We start from the raw sequence: 16,333 nt of genomic DNA, 5'->3' as shown, positions 1-16,333 counted from the left end.
CAGAAATTGTCCGAGTCCCAGTTTGAAGTGTAAATCGACAAGTCACCTCGGCGGTTGCGCCAAGCCGAGCAAGGCCGGGACCCGCCATGCGGATCAAACGTAGGGATCTGGTAACGCTCAGCCGTACGTATGCCTTGCGATCAAGAAGCTCGCCGTCAATCAGCGTTCGTCCGGGTGTCCTGAGAAACGTCTCCGCGAATGCTCCAGCCGGGTTCTCGGCCGTGTAAAGGACACCATAAGTCTGATCCGGTGCATTAAAGCGACCCTGCTGGGATTTATCGAAATAGATCGGGTCGTATGCAGCACTGTAGAACCGGTGAATGATAGTCCCTTTAGGGATTTCTACCAGTTCCGGCTCGCGTGAATTCAGGTCAGGCGGCGGGAGCGGTCCACTCACGCTCCCTGCTCACCATGTCGCTTTGCCGCTTCGACAACGGTGGAGACATCGCCTGCTTTCAGCAACTCAATCGGTCGCTGGCCGTCCAGCCGAACGTCTGGATTGACGAGGAAGTTGAGAACCATCCAAGAATTCTTCGTCCGCAATGCGTCACGCACGGCTTTCAAGCCAGGGACGACAGTTCCATCGCGCTTGAACTGAACAGTTGGAAAGGCACGCCGGTTGCTGGGGCCGGGCACGGCGATTAGCGACCCCTCATGCACACGCTTGTCGACAGCTTGCCGAGAGACGCCACGCATTAATGTCCGGACTTGCTCAAGATCGTAGGCGCCACCCGCCTCACGCAAATCCTCTTGAGCAATACGAACGCCTTCCAAAATGGCGCGGCTGCGTGCGTCAGGCTCGAAAGCGCTTTTATCGACAGCCGTCTCGGTGCCCTTGCGTGAACCCAACGCGCGGGCGACGAGTTCGGCCCGGCGAGCTACTCTAGGACCAAGCGCCTTTTCGATTCTGTTCGCAGAGCTTGGTTTCGAAGAAACAATTGCCACCTCGGCATCCGCTGGCAGCTTGTAGTCGACGAGCACCTTGGCCATGTCACGCTTCACGGTGAACATGGTGATGACGTCCTTGGATCTTGCGCTCTGCCCGATGGCCAAGCGACCTGCGGGCTTTGATACTGCTTTTTCAGCCATGTCACTCACCTCCAATGACTGCAATATATGCCTGAATGCAACTTTGTCAACTAAAGCAACCATGACAACCTAGCTAACTCTAGCACATCGGGGTGCCAAGTCCGTTTGACAACCGCCCGCGAGATTATGGCATCATGTTTCCAAAAACAGATTTCAACATGGTGATTCCTTGCAATGCTCGCTCGAATACATTTGGACATATTGAGAGAGGATTTCGGAGATTTCTTCTCGGGCTGGGGTGATCAGCAATTCACCAACGCGATTAGCGATGGCATCAAGACAGCCGTTGAACGCTGTTTGCGTGGATTCTTTGGTCCTTCTCTTATGAAAGTGCGGATCGAAGATTCGATCACGGCTCAATGCGTGGATGGATACAACAATCTGGGTCTCGATCTCGCTGCGATTTGCAGACTTGGATGTTTCTACGTCCACGGACTGCGTTTCGAGATCGACCTGCCGAACGAAACCAGCGTGTCGGACTGGCAATTTGTAGCGGGGCCATCCGGATGCATGAACTCCTCATCGTCAGCTCTAACACCGCTGTAGGGACAGACGGTACCGGCGGTACCGGGAGCATATTTCATGCGTTCCGCCTTGGCTGGGTCTGCCGCGAACCCTGCGACGGTATCACCAAGTACGAAGTGGCGGGGATGGGCGTCAGCATTGGGCGAATATCGGTAGACCCGACCGTCAGGTGTCTTGGGAATCGGGATGCTGAGCTGCATTTTCGTGCGCGTTCCACCGCTGCGCATCTTTTCAAGTCGTTTCAGCTTCATCCGCTCGCTCTCATACCAACTGGTCTCTGCAGGGCAGAGCATCCAGGTTCTCCGCGATCAGCCACCGGTGCCGTCGAAATAATAGGCTGGTGGCCGCTTTGTCGCTCCGTCTGACCGTATCACCCGAAGTACCCGAAAGCGTATGAACTATTTTTATTTCCGGTCCCCCTGATTCGGCCGCTCCAGACTATGGTTCGATAATAGATCAAAGACGGAGAAAAGCAGAATGGAAGACGGAAGAAAGGCAGTGGAGAAGATACTGGAAGAGCACGTAAGCTATAATACCGAAAATGGTACCCTTCCCTCCGAGACGACCGTTTGCAGGAGCCTGCTATCGCGATATGCCGAACTGATTGAAGCTTACGACGAGCTCTGGACAAAGGCGAACCAAAGCGAGTTTCAGTTGCGGGTGTTCATTGACGGACTGCTCGGAACAGCCGCATTTTGGAACCCCGCCAAGATGGCTGAGGCTCGACGGATGCGTGCCAAGCTGGAGGATGTGAACCAGAAGATCTCGGGAATGGCTATGGAATTGGCCGAACTGTTTGAACAACGCGCTAAGCTCCATGACCATTCCGGCTTCGTCAGCGAGACGCACTATCACGTGCTGGATGTTCTCAGCGAGGCCGCTAGGAACAATCCCCGCTTCACATCCTCTGTGCGAGAACCACTCGAAGCCCTGCATAGCCAATTCGACTTGAAGTACTGGCCTTCCATGTCGGAATTCGTGTCCGTCTTGGGGACCGACGCCGCAAGGGCAACCGTTCACGCTCATCAGTCGGTGACCGCGGCTGGAACAGCATCCTCTCGCCCGTCTCGCGCTGATTTCTTCAGGGCGCTGCTTCAATTCATCGAAGAAAACCGCGATGGCCGCCATCTACCGACCAAATTCAGCCTTTCTGACGCCACATATGCTTCACTTGCCAACTGTGCGCTGGATCTCGGGCCGGACGATCTTGCGAGCGCTGAATACGTGAAGCGCTTGCGCCAAAGGGATCGGGAGGAGGATCGGTGATGAGAACGACGAAGCGCCTTCGCGAAATAAACTGCCTGTTCGATGACTTTTCTGGTCTGCCAACGATCTGATCCGATCACGAACAAGTATGCGTGGTGTGGACATCGACAAAGTCGGACCTTTGTCGTTCTTAATGGTATTCCTTTTCCGACAGGATCGAAAATCACCCTGTTCGGGAGGAGAAAAGATGTCGCGCGAACACGAATACGAAAACTTCGAAGCGCTCCGCCAGAATGAGCAAGAAGACGTGGACTTTAGCGTGACGGCGCGCACCGTCGCTGAGAGCAAAGTGGCAATCGTCGCGCCGCATGGCGGCGGAATTGAACCTCTCACTGCGGAGCTTGCGGAATCAATCGCAGGAAGCAACCACAATTATTACGCGCTCCGAGGCCTTAAGAAACGGGGGAACAAGGTCCTGCATATCACCTCACATCGCTTCGACGAAGAGCGGGCGCTGACGCTGATCGGGCCTTGCGAGAAGGTAGTTACGGTTCATGGCTTGGCGGGGGACAAGAGATCTCTGCAAATCGGTGGACGCGATGAAGCGTTGCGAAACCGTGTTCATAAGGCCCTGGAAAGCGCGGGCTTTGAGAGCGAAGTCGTCACTGACGGAGCATATGGCGGCATGGAGCCAGGGAACATCTGCAATCGCGGAAGTACCGGCGCTGGTGTGCAACTCGAAATCCATGCTGGGCTTCGTCAGATGATGAAGGAAGATGTTGCCACTTATAACAGGTTTGTCGATGCGGTTCGGTCAGCGTTGTAGAAGCCACCTTCCGAGTTCTACGCGCGGCTTCATCTACGGCTAGAGTACGCCCCACGCACGGTAACGCCCCCTCCCCGTCATCTCTCGAACTCCGAGTTCGCTGACCAGATTCAACGCGCCGCGCGGCGTGATTTTCGCGGCCTTCGCAACCATGTGTGCTGAAACGATCGGGCGCGATAACAGGAGATCAATCGCAACGGGAAGGCTGCTCGTCGTCCGCCTGCCCGCCGCCTTCCGGCAAAGTTGCCGTTTCGCTAGTGTCAACCGGTCGATGTCCTTCATCCCGACCGCAGCGGCCGAGCCCATCGCATCGAGAAACGCGACAAGCCTCGTCGTTCGGTCGCGCGATCGCCGACGCTCCCTCGGAACTTCCCGCAAGCCCACAGCATAGGTCAGCAGGTGGGATCGGACCTTTCCTCGCGATCGCAGGAAATCCGAAACGAGCACCTGCCCGAGCCAGTGCTGGCGCTGCAGGGGTTCGAGATATTCCCATGCATCCCAGAGAACCGCTGCGGCTAGAGTGGCCGGAATTGGCTCGACCTTCTTGACCAGCGCGAGCCACTCGCCGATACGCTCACCCTCATCCCAATCCGGATCGCGAATGAGCAGCTCGCCGACACTGGGCTCGGGCTCCCGCTTCCTTTGCTCGGCGGGCTCGTTGCCATCGACCAGCCATTTCGTGCGGGCTAGGATTTCGTCGATCTCGGCGAACTCAGGCGACAGTGCATCGTGATCGAGTAGGTCGAGCTCCACCCCCTCCCCTCCCCTGTCGGCCGGTTTGGCTTCGGCGGAGGGTTCCTCGGCAACGCCGGCGAGCGCCATAATCCCCGCCCGCGAAACCGCCCAGCCGGGATCGTTCCGGGACACGCGCCGCCGGGCCCGCACGATACGGTGCGCGATAACAAGCTCATGGCTCGGCGCGCGAATGTCCATCTGTGCGTCGTGGAGAACCAGATCCTCGAGATGGACGAGTTCGCCGCCGACCCACATACTGGAGACAGAATCGAAGAAATCAGCCCGCTCTGCAAAGCCTGCGCCGACCTCGGATCGGGCGACGCGCTCATCGAGTCGGGCAAGCGCGTCCTCCGCGGCCGCAATCGGCCCAAGGAGGGTCTCGTGGTTCAATTTTCCGATTTCATAAGCCATTGATAACAAAACGCTTCGATTTTAATACGGAAGCTAACACGCTTTTCACTTCCGTCACACCGGTAATTCAATTGCCTCTCCATATATAATGAGCGCTGCGGTCTCCGGGATTGAACAGAGACCTGGCAATCCGTGCTCAGATCGACGAGAGAGCTTGTTTTTCCGGGGTTTTTGACGCTTTCGGTTGTCAGAAAGGCACTCAAGAGACGTTTACAAACGATCGGTTATCCGTATCCTCTATATTTGTAAATCTGCCTTCAACCCGGCTCTCAGGCTTTCCAGATGGCCAAAACACCGCCCAATCCCTCCTCTCGTCGACCACAGGGCCGGCTTATCGGCTATGCGCGCGTCTCCACGGACGAGCAGGCGACGGAAGCGCAGGAGATGGAACTACGGTCGGCCGGATGCGACACAATCATCCAGGAGCATGGTTCCGGCGCCTCGCGGACCCGCCCTGCCCTCGCCCGGCTGGTTCGTGAGATCGGCGCCGGCGACACCCTCGTTGTGGTTCGGCTCGACCGCCTGGCGCGCTCGGTGAGCCACCTGCTCAATGTAATCGAGGAGCTGACGACCAAAGGCGCATATTTCCGCTCGCTAAGCGATCCCATCGATACCACGACGCCGCAGGGCATGTTTTCGCTGCAGGTCCTTGGTGCCGTCGCCCAGCTGGAACGGGCTCTCAACTCGGAGCGGACGAAGGCAGGCGTCAAAGCTGCCAGGGCAAAAGGCCGGCTACCAGGCAATCCTGGGGTGCGGGAACGGCGGCCAGAAATGCTGGCCAAGATGACGGCTGCTCAAAAGGCGGCCTACGGCGCGCGCATCCAGTCCACTGCCAATCAATGGCTTCCGATCGTCCGGCGCATGCGGCCGGACCACACCTGGGACGACATCTCGCGCGTCCTCAAGCAACGCGGTTTCGATTGGACCCCTGAGCGCCTGCGGCGCGCGGTGAAGTGGATGGTTAGCGAAGGCATGGCCGACAAGTCGCTCCTGAGAAAGTCGCCGCCACGAGCGCCCGAGGACCGCCTGATGACGCTTGTGGCGGGCATCCATTCCTCCAATCCGGAGCTCACCTTGCGCGAAATCGCTAACCAGCTCGAGCGCCTTCATGAGCGCACGCCGCGGGGCGGTACGAGGTGGGCGCCCTCCTCCGTCAAGAATCTTCTAGACCGGGCCAAGCGCAGCGGCCTGCTCGAGGCAGCCTGAGCACGGAAGCCGGAATGACCTTGGGGCGCGAACGCGGTACAGATCGCGGGTGCCGACCGTCGCCAGCATACGCCAACAAACCCGGAGAGCGCTGCAATGGAAACGATGACCGTCAACAGCCGGGACGACTTCGCGCAATGGGCGATCGCGCGGGCCCGATCGATCCTGGAGGACCAAGGTTCGGATCTCGCTACAGCGGTCCGGAACGAAGACGAACGACGGATCGGTGAAACCGCAAACGCTCTTGGCCAAGCGATCGTCGACGCACTGCTCGAGGCTTTCGACGAGCTTGTCGACGGCGACTGAGCACAATGTTTCTGCCAAAAGGTGGCCGGGGGAAACAAGGCAGTTCGGCTCATCGAGGTACCCTCACCTTCTCGGGCGTTCCAGCGACCGCAGGAGCGCGTCCGAGACTTCCAAACGCTCGCCTGCCTTGTTCCCGTCGATTTGCGGTTCCGTAGGCTTTTCAGCTGAAGACCGGCTGGCGTCCAGCTTGGCGCGCAAAAGCGCCATGACCATCGGCCACGTGGAGAATTTGCCCTCCCTCGCCTTGTCCGTCAGGCTGCGCAGGTAACCGCCAGCGCTGTTGATCTGGTCGGAGCGCTGCAGGATCGCCGCGAGCGTGATTGCGGCCTGAACCTCGCCCATGGCCTCGCAGGCTTCTCGCCAGGCGCTCGGGCTGACCCCAAGCAGTGGTCGGGCCACCTCCGCGGCCGCCAGAAAGTCCCGCCAGTGGCGTATCTCACCCCCTTGCACCAAATCCTTCACGTCCGGGCAGGCATCAAGCACGATCCCCAAAGGCAACTCCCGCTTCGGCAAGCTCCGCAGGTTGTCGTTTTCCGCGGCGCTGCCGCCCGCTTCATTCTCTTTTCGAGAGCCTTCTTCAGATTCAGATATGGAGTCTGGGTTTGAATTCTGTATGTGGCGACCAGAATGGGACTCATTGGCGTCCGGATTCTGTGTTTTTGCAAATGATTCCAACACCTCGAGGATCTCCGTGTAGAGACCGTGGAGATCGCAGCAGATGTCCTCGATGAGTTGCCTAGGGGCAGATCGCGGCAGGCGGCCGACAATAGCCTGGTAGGTCTGCTGTACCCTGCCCCAATTGCCCGGAACGTTCTCCTCGATGCCGGTCTCGATGAGCTTGACGACGTCGCGGCGCAGTAGCGTCAGGCGTTCCTTGGCAAGCCGAAATGCATTCTTTTCGGCCCGAACCGCGCCCGCGAGTTCCTCGAACTCCTCGGCTCGGGCAACGATCGGGGCCAGATCGAACCCGTAGGCCTGTTCGACCTGCCCACCCCTGCCCTTGCGAGCGAAGCGCTTTCCGTTCGGACTATCCCGGCGGATGATCAGCCCGCATTCGACCAGGACGGCCAGGTGCCGCCGCAGCGTTGTCGCCGGCATGCCGTTTGCACGGGCCATGAGTTGCTCGTTCGACGGCCAGACGATGAGCTCACCATCGCCTGCGAGCTCCGTTCCCGGGTGGAACGAAAGCAGGGCATTGAGGATGGCCAGCGAGCGGTCCGTGGCGCCGATCAGGTCACGCGCTTCCCGGATCGTGTGGAACACCTTCCATTTCTGGACCTGCGCGCCTTCCGGCACGGTCTTTGCCACAGCCTGGCTTGCCATCATGCCAAGCGACATCGTTCGCCGCCCAAAGGGCGTCGTTGGGGTATGCGTCTGCATTTTTCTTCACCTATCGCTAGGCAAAAGAATCCTGCTCGCCGAATCGGCGCTCAAACCGACCTGAATGGTCTTGACTATGATTCGCGGAAGTGGGATTCTCTCAGTCGCCAAACTTAAAGAGAAGGTCTTCCGGAATGCCGTTTCGGGGGCCTTTTTCTTTTGCGCTCAATCTCCGTTAGTGGTTGCTCGTTTTTCCCGACGGAAAGCCTCATACAACTCGCTGAGATTTTCCGAGAGGTAGTCACCGAACGCTGTCGCGTCGGTCCCCTTCGCCTTGAGGGCGATGGTGAATTTCTTGCCACTGGCCACCATCTCCGCGGCAACACGCCCATCAGACGGCGCCCAGGTGCGTTTGGATGGTGCCGGCGCGGTACGGCGCCGTGGCTTTGACGCTTTCAGCTTCGCGACGATCGCATCGAACCGCGCTTCGCTTGGCATGCCTTGAAAATCGGAATTCGACGTCAGAGCCAGGGCAGTGTCGACATTGCCCGGCTTGTCGAGGAGGAGTTTGAGCTCGTACCAGCGATCACGACCGACGGCCTTGGCGCGGCCGATCGCTTCGAGCAGGTCCTTGGGTATCGACGCGACAGAGAGCATCTTTGAAAGTGTCGGCCGATCGACACCGATCGCGGCCAGGGCGGTCGCGTTGTCCTCGTCGAATTTTCGTTGAACGATGTCGGCGGCAAACAGCGCTTTCTCGATGAAGGACGTGTTCGCTCGTGCGTTGTTTTCTTGTCCCTGGGCGATCACATGGTCGCGCTCGGAGATCTCCTTGATGACAGCGCGAAGCTTGAGACCAAGCTCCTTAGCGGCGCGCCAGCGGAGGCGACCGAAGACAAGCATGTATCGGCCGGACCGCTCGGGATGAGGGCGAAGGAGGGCCGGGGAGTTCTGACCGGAACTGCGGATCGACTCCAGCACCTGGGCGTAGTCGGCCTCATAGTCTTCCTGATCAACGTTGAGCCGATCGTTGGCGAAGGATTGGTCCACCAGGTCGGGGTCAACCTCGATTATCGTCTCACCCTCGAGCAGCTTGCCTGCCTGGGCTGCCATTTCGTCGATCGAGCTTATGAGCGAGCGTGATGCACCCTTGAAGGTGTAGTCTCGCGCGACCGGGCGCTCGGCGGGAGCGTCGCCGTTGTCCATAATGCTCGCAAAGGGATTTTTCCGCGCCATTTGACTAGCACCCCCTTATTCGGCATATGCGCTTGAAACCGCGTACTTTTTTGGCGGTTTTGACGGCAGTCAACATCACAGCCGCCCCCATGCCTGGTGAATCAGTCCCTGAATCTCGAAGTTCACGGCATCCATGCTGTCGATCGCCCGATCGTAAGTATCCCGATTGAAGTTCGATCGCTCGACTTCATAGAGCGTCTGCTTGGTGAGGCCGGCGTCAGAAATCGCCGTGGATTTGAGCATCGGGTTCTTCAGGATTTCCTCGGCAAGCATCGACTGCATGAAGCCGACCATCTGCGCCTGGGGAATGTCCGTGGGCTCGTATCGGGTGATGAGATAGCGCAGCCAGTCCAGCTGAACCTGCGCGCCAGCATTCTTGATCGACTTCATGATATTGCCCAGCATCAGCAGAAACTGACTCATGGACATCAGGTCCAGCATCTGCGGATGGACTGTAATCAGAACCGAGGTGGCGGCCGAGAGTGCCGAGAGCGTCAGATAGCCAAGCTGCGGAGGGCAATCGACGACCACAACGTCATAACGGTCACTGACCGAATCCAACGCCCTGGCGACCCTCGTGAAGAACCGCTTTCCTTCTTGAGACGGAGACTGCATCGCAAGCGGCGTCTCGTACTCATATTCCTGCAGTTCTAGGTTCGCCGGGATGATGTCGAGCAACGGGAAGTTCGTCTTCCGAATAACGTCTTCGACCGGGGCGGCGTCATCATATCGGATCGCATCGTAGAGCGAGGGGTTTTTGTCGAGCTCGGGCTGGAAGCCATGCAGGGCCGATAGCGAAGCCTGCGGATCAAGATCCACAGTCAGGACCCTGTGACCCGTGAGCGCAAGGTGCTGCGCGAGATGTGCCGCGGTGGTGGTTTTGCCCGACCCGCCTTTGAAATTGACGACCGCAATGACCTGCAGCTTTTCGCCGGGTTTGCGGTACGGCACATACTTCTTGGAATCCGATCGCCCGTGCTTATCGAGATAGTCCCGCAGCTCGGTCATCTGCTCGGCCGAGTAAAAGCGCCGTCCGCCGGCAACGACGAACGGCTCGGGGCCCTTCTTTTCGAGATGGAGGCGTTTCAGATTGTTTGGACTGATCCCGAGATAATGGGCGACCTCGGCCATCGAGAACCGCCGAAGCGTCTTCTGCCCCTCGGTGGGAAACTTCTCGACCCTCAGTTGGTCGAGCTTGCGCGAGATCTCGGCCCCTTGGGCGAGGATCTTGTCGTCAAACTCAAAACTTGGGAGAAATGCCATCTCCGCTTTGTCCCCCGAACGAGAAAATAGCGCCATATTCGGCCATACGGCCAATCTGGCGCCAGTATGAGCGATTCCCGTTCTCTGGCAAGCGATTTTAGGTTAACAGAAGGTTGCCAGAAGGGCGACTACGATCGGCGGCAGCCTCGATCTTGGCCGCTTTTTTGCTTTTCTCTCAGTGACTTAACAACTCTGCCCGATGATACCTGGAGCAAATCCTGGCCCGGCAGAATTGCCGGGGCCGAACCCGGCCGTTGGGCCCGGGGAAAGCAAATATCCTCCAATCCGCCGTCCGGAAGCCGACTCACCCCAACCGAACCCGGCAATTCTGCCGGGCTGACGGAACGCAGTCATCCATGATCGATAGGCCCGTCAATCGCATTTGTAGGACGGAAATATGCCATGGAGACGAGAGCGGTGCGGAGCCGCTCGATACGAGAGATCTGCGTCTAGCGAGGTCCAGTTTCCGGAAGCTGCCCGATGAGCCGGGCGCGGTCGCATGACCGGCTCGTGCGCAAACTCCAGGACGCACTCGGTGAGGCGATCTGCCAGGCACTCGACGATCCGTTGGTCGTCGAGGTCATGCTCAATCCCGATGGCCGGCTGTTCGTGGAACGGCTCGGGCAGGGGATGGAGGCGATTGGCGCGCTCGAGCCGGGCGCCGCGGAGATCATTATTGGCAGCGTGGCCCATGCTCTTCAGACTGAAGCGGACACCGACCAGCCAATCATTTCGGGCGAGCTCCCCATCGGCGGGCACCGATTCGAGGGGCTGCTTCCACCGATCGTCGCAGCGCCCACGTTTACGATCCGACGGCGGGCATCCCGGCTCATTCCGCTCGAGGAGTATGTACGCGCGGGGATCATGACCCACCGTCAAGCCACCGTGCTGCGGAGCGCTGTTGATTCGCGCATGAACATCGTGATCAGCGGCGGCACTGGCTCGGGCAAGACGACTTTGGCCAACGCGGTGATTGCGGAGATTGTCTCGCTGTCGCCGGACGATCGCCTGGTCATCCTGGAGGACACCGCGGAGATCCAGTGCGCCGCCGAGAACGCGGTTTCCCTTCATACCAGCGACGCAGTGGACATGGCCCGGCTGCTGAAGAGCACGATGCGGCTGAGGCCGGATCGGATCATCGTTGGCGAAGTCCGGGACGGTGCCGCGCTCACCCTCATCAAGGCATGGAATACCGGCCATCCGGGCGGCGTGACGACCATTCACGCCGACAGCGCCATCTCCGCGCTCCGCCGCCTCGAGCAATTGACCGCGGAGGTCAGCCAGCAGCCGATGCGTGAGGTGATCGGCGAAGCCGTCGACCTCGTCGTCTCGATCGAGCGTGCCGGCCACGGGCGGCTGGTGCGTGATGTCATGCATGTCACGGGCTTCGACGGCGCGCGCTATACCACCGATCACCATCCCCAGATCGACGAGGAAAGTCATGCCGCATAACAACCGCGCTCTGGCCGCCATCCCGGTTACGGCAACGCTCTTGCTCGTCGCACTTGCGACGCCGGCGCTCGCCTCAAGTGGCGGCGGACTGCCCTGGGAAGGGCCGCTCCAACAGATACAGCAATCCATTACCGGTCCGGTTGCGGGCTTCATCGCGTTGGCCGCCGTTGCGGTCGCAGGCGGCATGCTGATCTTTGGCGGCGAACTCAACGATTTCGCGCGCCGGCTGATGTATGTCGTGTTGGTCGCCGGCATCCTCCTCGGCGCCACGCAGATCGTCGGCCTATTCGGCGCGAGCGGCGCCTCGATCGGCTATCCGGCCGACGGGGCGCCGCCGGCCGGGGCAGGGGAGGGGAGCGATGGCTGAGCCAAGCGTTGCTCTCGCACGATCCCGCATTCATCGGGCGCTTTCGCGCCCGAACCATTTGATGGGGGCCGATCGGGAGCTGGTGTTGCTGACCGGCCTTGCCGCCGTGATCCTGATCTTCGTGGTCCTGACGTGGTTTTCGGTGCTGCTCGGGATCGCCATCTGGGCCGCCGTGTTGGCTGCGCTTCGCATGATGGCCAAAGCCGATCCGATGATGCGGCAGGTCTATCTGCGCCATATCAGCTATCGCGCGGGCTACCGTCCGACCGCCTCACCGTGGCGGAGGCCCTGACTGGAATGGTCGCGCTTCGTCAGTTCCGAAACACCCGGCCCTCTTTCTCCGACCTTCTGCCTTACGCGGGCCTGGTCGACGATGGTGTCCTCCTGCTCAAGGACGGGTCGGTCATGGCCGGCTGGTATTTTGCCGGCCCGGATTCGGAGAGTTCGACCAATCTCGAGCGCAATGAGGTGTCGAGGCAGATCAACACGATCCTGTCCCGGCTCGGATCGGGCTGGATGATCCAGGTCGAGGCCGTGCGCATCCCCACCGTCGCCTATCCCGCCCGTAAGGACTGCCATTTTCCCGATCCGGTGACGCGCGCGATCGACGACGAACGCCGGGCGCATTTCGAGGCCGAAAGCGGGCATTACGAGAGCCAGCACGCGATCGTTCTCACTTACCGGCCGCCCGAACGACGGCGGTCGGGCCTCGCACGCTATGTCTATTCTGACAGTGACAGCCGCTCGGAGACCTACGCCGATGTGGTCCTGGACACCTTCCGCACGTCTATCCGCGAGTTTGAGCAGTACCTGGCCAATGTGCTTTCGATCCGGCGCATGGTGACGCGCACGGTCGCCGACCCTGAGACCGGCCGCGAGATCCAGTACGATGAACTCTTCCAGTTCATCCGGTTCTGCATCGTGGGCGAGAGCCATCCGGTGCGTCTGCCGGCAATCTCCATGTATCTCGACTGGCTGGCCACGGCCGAGTTCCACCACGGCCTTTCACCCGTGGTCGACAGGCGGTATCTGGCCGTCGTCGCGATCGACGGGTTTCCGGCCGAAAGTTGGCCGGGCATTCTCAATTCGCTCGACCTGATGCCGCTGACCTATCGGTGGTCGAGCCGCTTCATCTTCCTCGACGACCAGGAAGCGCGTGCAAGGCTCGAACGCACGCGGAAGAAATGGCAGCAGAAGGTGCGGCCGTTCTTCGACCAGCTGTTCCAGACCCAGAGCCGTGCGGTCGACCAGGACGCCATGACGATGGTCGCCGAGGCCGAGGATGCCATTGCCGAGGCTTCGTCCCAGCTCGTCGCCTTTGGCTACTACACACCGGTGATCGTCCTTTTCGATACCGACGACGCGCGGCTGCGCGATCAGGCCGAGGCGGTGCGCCGGCTTGTCCAGGCCGAAGGGTTCGGCGCGCGCATCGAGACGCTCAACGCGACCGAAGCCTATCTCGGCAGCCTGCCGGGAACCGCCTATGCCAATGTCCGCGAGCCGCTCATCAACACGCGCAATCTGGCGGATCTCATCCCGCTCAACACGGTCTGGTCGGGCAGCACGACCGCGCCGTGCCCGTTCTACCCGACTGGCTCCCCACCCTTGATGCAGGTCGCCTCGGGCTCGACACCCTTCCGGCTGAACCTGCATGTCGACGATGTTGGGCATACGCTCGTCTTCGGGCCGACCGGTTCGGGCAAGTCGACATTGCTTGCGCTGATCGCGGCACAATTTCGGCGCTACGAAAACGCGCAGATCTTCGCCTTCGACAAGGGCCGGTCGCTGCGCCCGCTCACGATCGCCTCGGAGGGCGATCATTATGAGGTCGGGGCAGGGGAGGGGACTTCTCTGTCGTTCTGCCCGCTGGCCGAGTTGTCGACCGAGGGAGATCGGGCCTGGGCAAGCGAATGGATCGAGACGCTGATCGCCATGCAAGGTGTTGCGATCACGCCCGATCATCGCAACGCGATTTCCCGCCAGGTCGGTCTCATGGCGTCGGCGCGAGGCCGCTCGCTTTCGGACTTCGTGAGCGGGGTGCAGATGCGCGAAATCAAGGACGCGCTCCACCACTACACGGTCGACGGGCCGATGGGGCAACTCCTCGACGCCGAGGAGGACGGGCTGGCGCTCGGCGCGTTCCAGACCTTCGAAATCGAGGAGCTGATGAACATGGGCGAGCGCAATCTCGTGCCCGTGCTCCTTTATCTCTTCCGCAGGATCGAAAAACGTCTGACGGGCGCGCCCAGTCTCATCGTTCTCGACGAAGCCTGGCTGATGCTCGGCCATCCCACCTTCAGGGACAAGATCAGGGAATGGCTGAAGGTCCTGCGGAAGGCGAACTGCGCCGTGCTGCTCGCCACACAGTCTATCTCTGACGCCGAACGCTCGGGCATCATCGACGTGCTCAAGGAAAGCTGCCCGACCAAGATCTGTCTGCCGAACGGCGCCGCGCGCGAACCGGGCACGCGCGAGTTCTATGAGCGCATCGGCTTTAACGAGCGCCAGATCGAGATCGTCGCGACCGCGACGCCGAAGCGCGAATACTACGTCGCAAGCCCCGAGGGCAGGCGGCTTTTCGACATGTCGCTGGGCCCGGTCGCGCTCGCCTTCGCAGGAGCCTCGGGCAAGGAAGACCTCAAACGCATCGATCAGCTGCACAAGGATTATGGTCCGGACTGGCCGGCTGCGTGGCTTATGGAAAGGGGGATCGGCGATGCCAAAGCCATTCTTACACGCGACTAGGATCACGACCGCCGCGATGATGAGCGCGTGCCTGGCTTTCACGGGGCCGGCTTATGCCGGTGCGGTCACCGGGAACGCGACCGAATGGACCCAGCTCCTCAACAACGCCGAGCTGGTGGGGCTGACGGGCCAGTCGGCCGAGCAGATCCAGAACCAGATCACGCAGATCACGCAACTCTCCGAGCAAATCCAGAACCAGCTCCGCATCTACGAGAACATGCTGCAGAACACGTTGCAGCTTCCCGATCACGTCTGGGGACAGGTCGAAAGCGACCTCACGCAACTCCAGAACCTCGTCAATCAGGGCGAGGGCATCGCCTTTGCGATGGGCAATATCGACGACGTTCTCAAGCAACGCTTCGAAAGCTTCGCCGACTTCGAGACGGGGCTCGCGAACGGCGAGGATTTCTCCTCGAGCTACCAATCATGGTCGGACACCAACCGCGAGACGATTTCGGCGACGCTGCGGGCGGCCGGGCTGACGGCCGATCAGTTCGCCAGTGAAGAGGCAACGATGAGCCAGCTCCGCTCGATGTCGCAGAGCTCCGTCGGACAGATGCAGGCGCTTCAGGTCGGCCATCAGATCGCGGCGCAACAGGTGGCGCAGACCCAGAAGCTCCGCGGCCTCGTCTCGCAGCAGATCACGATGATGGCGACCTGGCATAAGTCAGAACAGGCCGCAAAGGATCTCGCGCAGACCCGCCGCGAGGACTTTTTCAACTCGAATGCGCCGTCGACATCGGGCGGCCAGGTCATGGAGCCGCGCTGGTGACAAGAACACTTATCATCGTGGCGGCAGCCACAGTCATTGTCGGAATTGCTGTTGCGATCTGGGTCGTCCCAAACCATGGCGGGGGATCAGACCGGGCACGCAGAGTCCTCGACACACCGTCCGAGTATGACACCACCGGCGGGCAGGAGATGCGGCCGCGCTGGGGCAACGGAGAGGGGCAGGGCGATGAGGCCCCCGAGAATTAGACTTGCCCTTGCCGTAGTCCTCGGCACCTTGCTTCTTTTCCAGCCCGCCCTTGCTCAGGATGGTTCGCTTCTCACGACGCTGGAAAACGAAGTCGCAGACGCCGCGCAGGGATGGGAGACGACCGTCATGCAGGCGGCGCGCTCGCTGTTCTGGATCCTTGCCGGCATCGAGGTCGGCATTGCGGCGGTCTGGCTGGCGCTCGGTGCGGCATCGCTCGACACGTGGTTCGCCGAGCTGGTGCGGCGCATCATGTTCATCGGTCTGTTCGTCTTCATCCTCGAGCAGGGGCCGGACTTCGCACGGGCAATGGTGGACAGCCTGTTCCAGATCGGCGCCGGCGGAGGATCGGCTTCGCCGGCGAACGTCTTCAACGCCGGCCTGCAGGTCGCCAGCCAGATGTCGGAGAAAGCGCAGTTCGGGCTGTTCGAGGACAACGCGCTGGCGATCGCGGCCGTGTTCGCCATGGTGATTGTCGTCATTTCCTTCAGCCTGGTGGCCGCGATCTTCGTGGCCGTGATGGCCGAGATGTATGTCGGCCTGCTTGCCGGCATGATCATGCTGGGCCTTGGCGGCTCGAGTTTCACCAAGGACTTCGCAGTCCGTTATCTCGTCTATGCATTCTCGGTGGGCTTGTCGCAAACATTTTCGGAGCGCGCAATTATCCACT

The 16,333-nt window shown here is 60.5% G+C and carries 18 protein-coding genes; 12 read left to right on the top strand and 6 right to left on the bottom strand.

The window, feature by feature from the left end; translation table 11 throughout:
- Both EP380_RS23040 and EP380_RS23035 read right to left on the bottom strand, forming a co-directional pair.
- Positions 1-397 (bottom strand): RES family NAD+ phosphorylase (locus tag EP380_RS23040; RefSeq protein WP_164749970.1); only part of this gene is annotated, 397 nt, incomplete at its 3' end.
- Positions 394-1,089: a hypothetical protein gene (locus EP380_RS23035; RefSeq protein WP_238720030.1), complete on the bottom strand. Its 696-nt coding sequence runs from the start codon at positions 1,087-1,089 to the stop codon at positions 394-396. The genes EP380_RS23035 and EP380_RS23040, both read right to left, overlap by 4 nt.
- A gap of 201 nt (positions 1,090-1,290) precedes the next feature.
- On the opposite strand from EP380_RS23035, the gene EP380_RS23030 reads away from it, so the two are divergent.
- The 3 genes from EP380_RS23030 (at position 1,291) to EP380_RS23020 (ending at position 3,646) form a co-directional block, all read left to right on the top strand.
- Positions 1,291-1,635, top strand: coding sequence for a hypothetical protein (locus EP380_RS23030; RefSeq protein ID WP_127601158.1), 345 nt, complete (start codon positions 1,291-1,293; stop codon positions 1,633-1,635).
- Between the two features lie 456 nt (positions 1,636-2,091).
- Positions 2,092-2,880 carry a hypothetical protein gene (locus EP380_RS23025; RefSeq protein ID WP_127601156.1) on the top strand — a complete coding sequence of 263 codons (789 nt, stop codon included), beginning with the start codon at positions 2,092-2,094 and terminating at the stop codon, positions 2,878-2,880.
- 187 nt (positions 2,881-3,067) lie between these two features.
- The gene (locus EP380_RS23020) at positions 3,068-3,646 is read left to right on the top strand and encodes a poly-gamma-glutamate hydrolase family protein (protein WP_164749969.1); all 579 of its coding nucleotides are present in this window, start codon (positions 3,068-3,070) and stop codon (positions 3,644-3,646) included.
- Positions 3,647-3,685: 39 nt separating this feature from the next.
- Here EP380_RS23020 and EP380_RS23015 read toward each other — a convergent pair whose 3' ends face one another.
- Positions 3,686-4,792 (bottom strand): RHE_PE00001 family protein, encoded by a 1,107-nt coding sequence (locus tag EP380_RS23015; protein WP_127601152.1) that lies wholly within the window; start codon positions 4,790-4,792, stop codon positions 3,686-3,688.
- A gap of 282 nt (positions 4,793-5,074) precedes the next feature.
- Here EP380_RS23015 and EP380_RS23010 point away from each other — a divergent pair, with 282 nt between their 5' ends.
- Positions 5,075-5,998: a recombinase family protein gene (locus tag EP380_RS23010; RefSeq protein WP_127601150.1), complete on the top strand. Its 924-nt coding sequence runs from the start codon at positions 5,075-5,077 to the stop codon at positions 5,996-5,998.
- A 96-nt stretch (positions 5,999-6,094) separates the two neighbouring features.
- The gene (locus EP380_RS23005; RefSeq protein WP_106573622.1) at positions 6,095-6,304 is read left to right on the top strand and encodes a hypothetical protein; all 210 of its coding nucleotides are present in this window, start codon (positions 6,095-6,097) and stop codon (positions 6,302-6,304) included.
- A 63-nt stretch (positions 6,305-6,367) separates the two neighbouring features.
- Here EP380_RS23005 and repC read toward each other — a convergent pair whose 3' ends face one another.
- From repC to repA, 3 genes are all read right to left on the bottom strand, one after another.
- Positions 6,368-7,684, bottom strand: a complete 1,317-nt coding sequence (gene repC / locus EP380_RS23000; protein WP_127601148.1) for a plasmid replication protein RepC — start codon at positions 7,682-7,684, stop codon at positions 6,368-6,370.
- Between the two features lie 165 nt (positions 7,685-7,849).
- On the bottom strand, positions 7,850-8,860 hold the full coding sequence (gene repB / locus EP380_RS22995; RefSeq protein WP_127601146.1) for a plasmid partitioning protein RepB: 1,011 nt from the start codon (positions 8,858-8,860) through the stop codon (positions 7,850-7,852).
- A gap of 75 nt (positions 8,861-8,935) precedes the next feature.
- Positions 8,936-10,123, bottom strand: a complete 1,188-nt coding sequence (gene repA, locus EP380_RS22990; protein ID WP_127601144.1) for a plasmid partitioning protein RepA — start codon at positions 10,121-10,123, stop codon at positions 8,936-8,938.
- Positions 10,124-10,603: 480 nt separating this feature from the next.
- Between repA and trbB the strand changes: the two genes are divergently transcribed.
- The 7 genes from trbB to trbL form a co-directional block, all read left to right on the top strand.
- Positions 10,604-11,575 (top strand): P-type conjugative transfer ATPase TrbB, encoded by a 972-nt coding sequence (gene trbB, locus EP380_RS22985; RefSeq protein WP_127601142.1) that lies wholly within the window; start codon positions 10,604-10,606, stop codon positions 11,573-11,575.
- Positions 11,565-11,942, top strand: a complete 378-nt coding sequence (locus EP380_RS22980; protein WP_127601140.1) for a TrbC/VirB2 family protein — start codon at positions 11,565-11,567, stop codon at positions 11,940-11,942. The genes trbB and EP380_RS22980 overlap by 11 nt, the downstream gene beginning before the upstream one ends.
- Positions 11,935-12,234: a conjugal transfer protein TrbD gene (locus EP380_RS22975; RefSeq protein ID WP_127601138.1), complete on the top strand. Its 300-nt coding sequence runs from the start codon at positions 11,935-11,937 to the stop codon at positions 12,232-12,234. The genes EP380_RS22980 and EP380_RS22975 overlap by 8 nt, the downstream gene beginning before the upstream one ends.
- Positions 12,235-12,239: 5 nt before the next feature.
- Complete coding sequence (locus EP380_RS22970; RefSeq protein WP_127601136.1) at positions 12,240-14,687, top strand: conjugal transfer protein TrbE; 2,448 nt, start codon at positions 12,240-12,242, stop codon at positions 14,685-14,687.
- Between the two features lie 19 nt (positions 14,688-14,706).
- Complete coding sequence (gene trbJ, locus EP380_RS22965) at positions 14,707-15,459, top strand: P-type conjugative transfer protein TrbJ (protein WP_238720031.1); 753 nt, start codon at positions 14,707-14,709, stop codon at positions 15,457-15,459.
- Positions 15,456-15,665, top strand: coding sequence for an entry exclusion protein TrbK (gene trbK / locus EP380_RS24075; protein WP_164749968.1), 210 nt, complete (start codon positions 15,456-15,458; stop codon positions 15,663-15,665). Before trbJ ends, trbK begins: the two co-directional genes overlap by 4 nt.
- Positions 15,646-16,333: P-type conjugative transfer protein TrbL (trbL, locus tag EP380_RS22955; protein WP_127601132.1), on the top strand; the 688-nt coding region annotated here is incomplete at its 3' end. The genes trbK and trbL, both read left to right, overlap by 20 nt.

The sequence above is a fragment of the Nitratireductor alexandrii genome, from assembly GCF_004000215.1.
Taxonomy (GTDB): Bacteria; Pseudomonadota; Alphaproteobacteria; order Rhizobiales; family Rhizobiaceae; genus Mangrovimarina; species Mangrovimarina alexandrii.
Note: the sequence above shows the minus strand (reverse complement) of the source record. Positions and strands in the feature narration are given on the sequence as shown.

Coding starts and splice junctions, on each gene's coding strand:
- EP380_RS23035 (WP_238720030.1), bottom strand. CDS start 1,089: ATGGCTGAAAAAGCAGTATCAAAGCCCGCAGGTCGCTTGGCCATCGGG.
- EP380_RS23025 (WP_127601156.1), top strand. CDS start 2,092: ATGGAAGACGGAAGAAAGGCAGTGGAGAAGATACTGGAAGAGCACGTA.
- EP380_RS23020 (WP_164749969.1), top strand. CDS start 3,068: ATGTCGCGCGAACACGAATACGAAAACTTCGAAGCGCTCCGCCAGAAT.
- EP380_RS23015 (WP_127601152.1), bottom strand. CDS start 4,792: ATGGCTTATGAAATCGGAAAATTGAACCACGAGACCCTCCTTGGGCCG.
- EP380_RS23010 (WP_127601150.1), top strand. CDS start 5,075: ATGGCCAAAACACCGCCCAATCCCTCCTCTCGTCGACCACAGGGCCGG.
- EP380_RS23005 (WP_106573622.1), top strand. CDS start 6,095: ATGGAAACGATGACCGTCAACAGCCGGGACGACTTCGCGCAATGGGCG.
- repC (WP_127601148.1), bottom strand. CDS start 7,684: ATGCAGACGCATACCCCAACGACGCCCTTTGGGCGGCGAACGATGTCG.
- repB (WP_127601146.1), bottom strand. CDS start 8,860: ATGGCGCGGAAAAATCCCTTTGCGAGCATTATGGACAACGGCGACGCT.
- repA (WP_127601144.1), bottom strand. CDS start 10,123: ATGGCATTTCTCCCAAGTTTTGAGTTTGACGACAAGATCCTCGCCCAA.
- trbB (WP_127601142.1), top strand. CDS start 10,604: ATGAGCCGGGCGCGGTCGCATGACCGGCTCGTGCGCAAACTCCAGGAC.
- EP380_RS22980 (WP_127601140.1), top strand. CDS start 11,565: ATGCCGCATAACAACCGCGCTCTGGCCGCCATCCCGGTTACGGCAACG.
- EP380_RS22975 (WP_127601138.1), top strand. CDS start 11,935: ATGGCTGAGCCAAGCGTTGCTCTCGCACGATCCCGCATTCATCGGGCG.
- EP380_RS22970 (WP_127601136.1), top strand. CDS start 12,240: ATGGTCGCGCTTCGTCAGTTCCGAAACACCCGGCCCTCTTTCTCCGAC.
- trbJ (WP_238720031.1), top strand. CDS start 14,707: ATGAGCGCGTGCCTGGCTTTCACGGGGCCGGCTTATGCCGGTGCGGTC.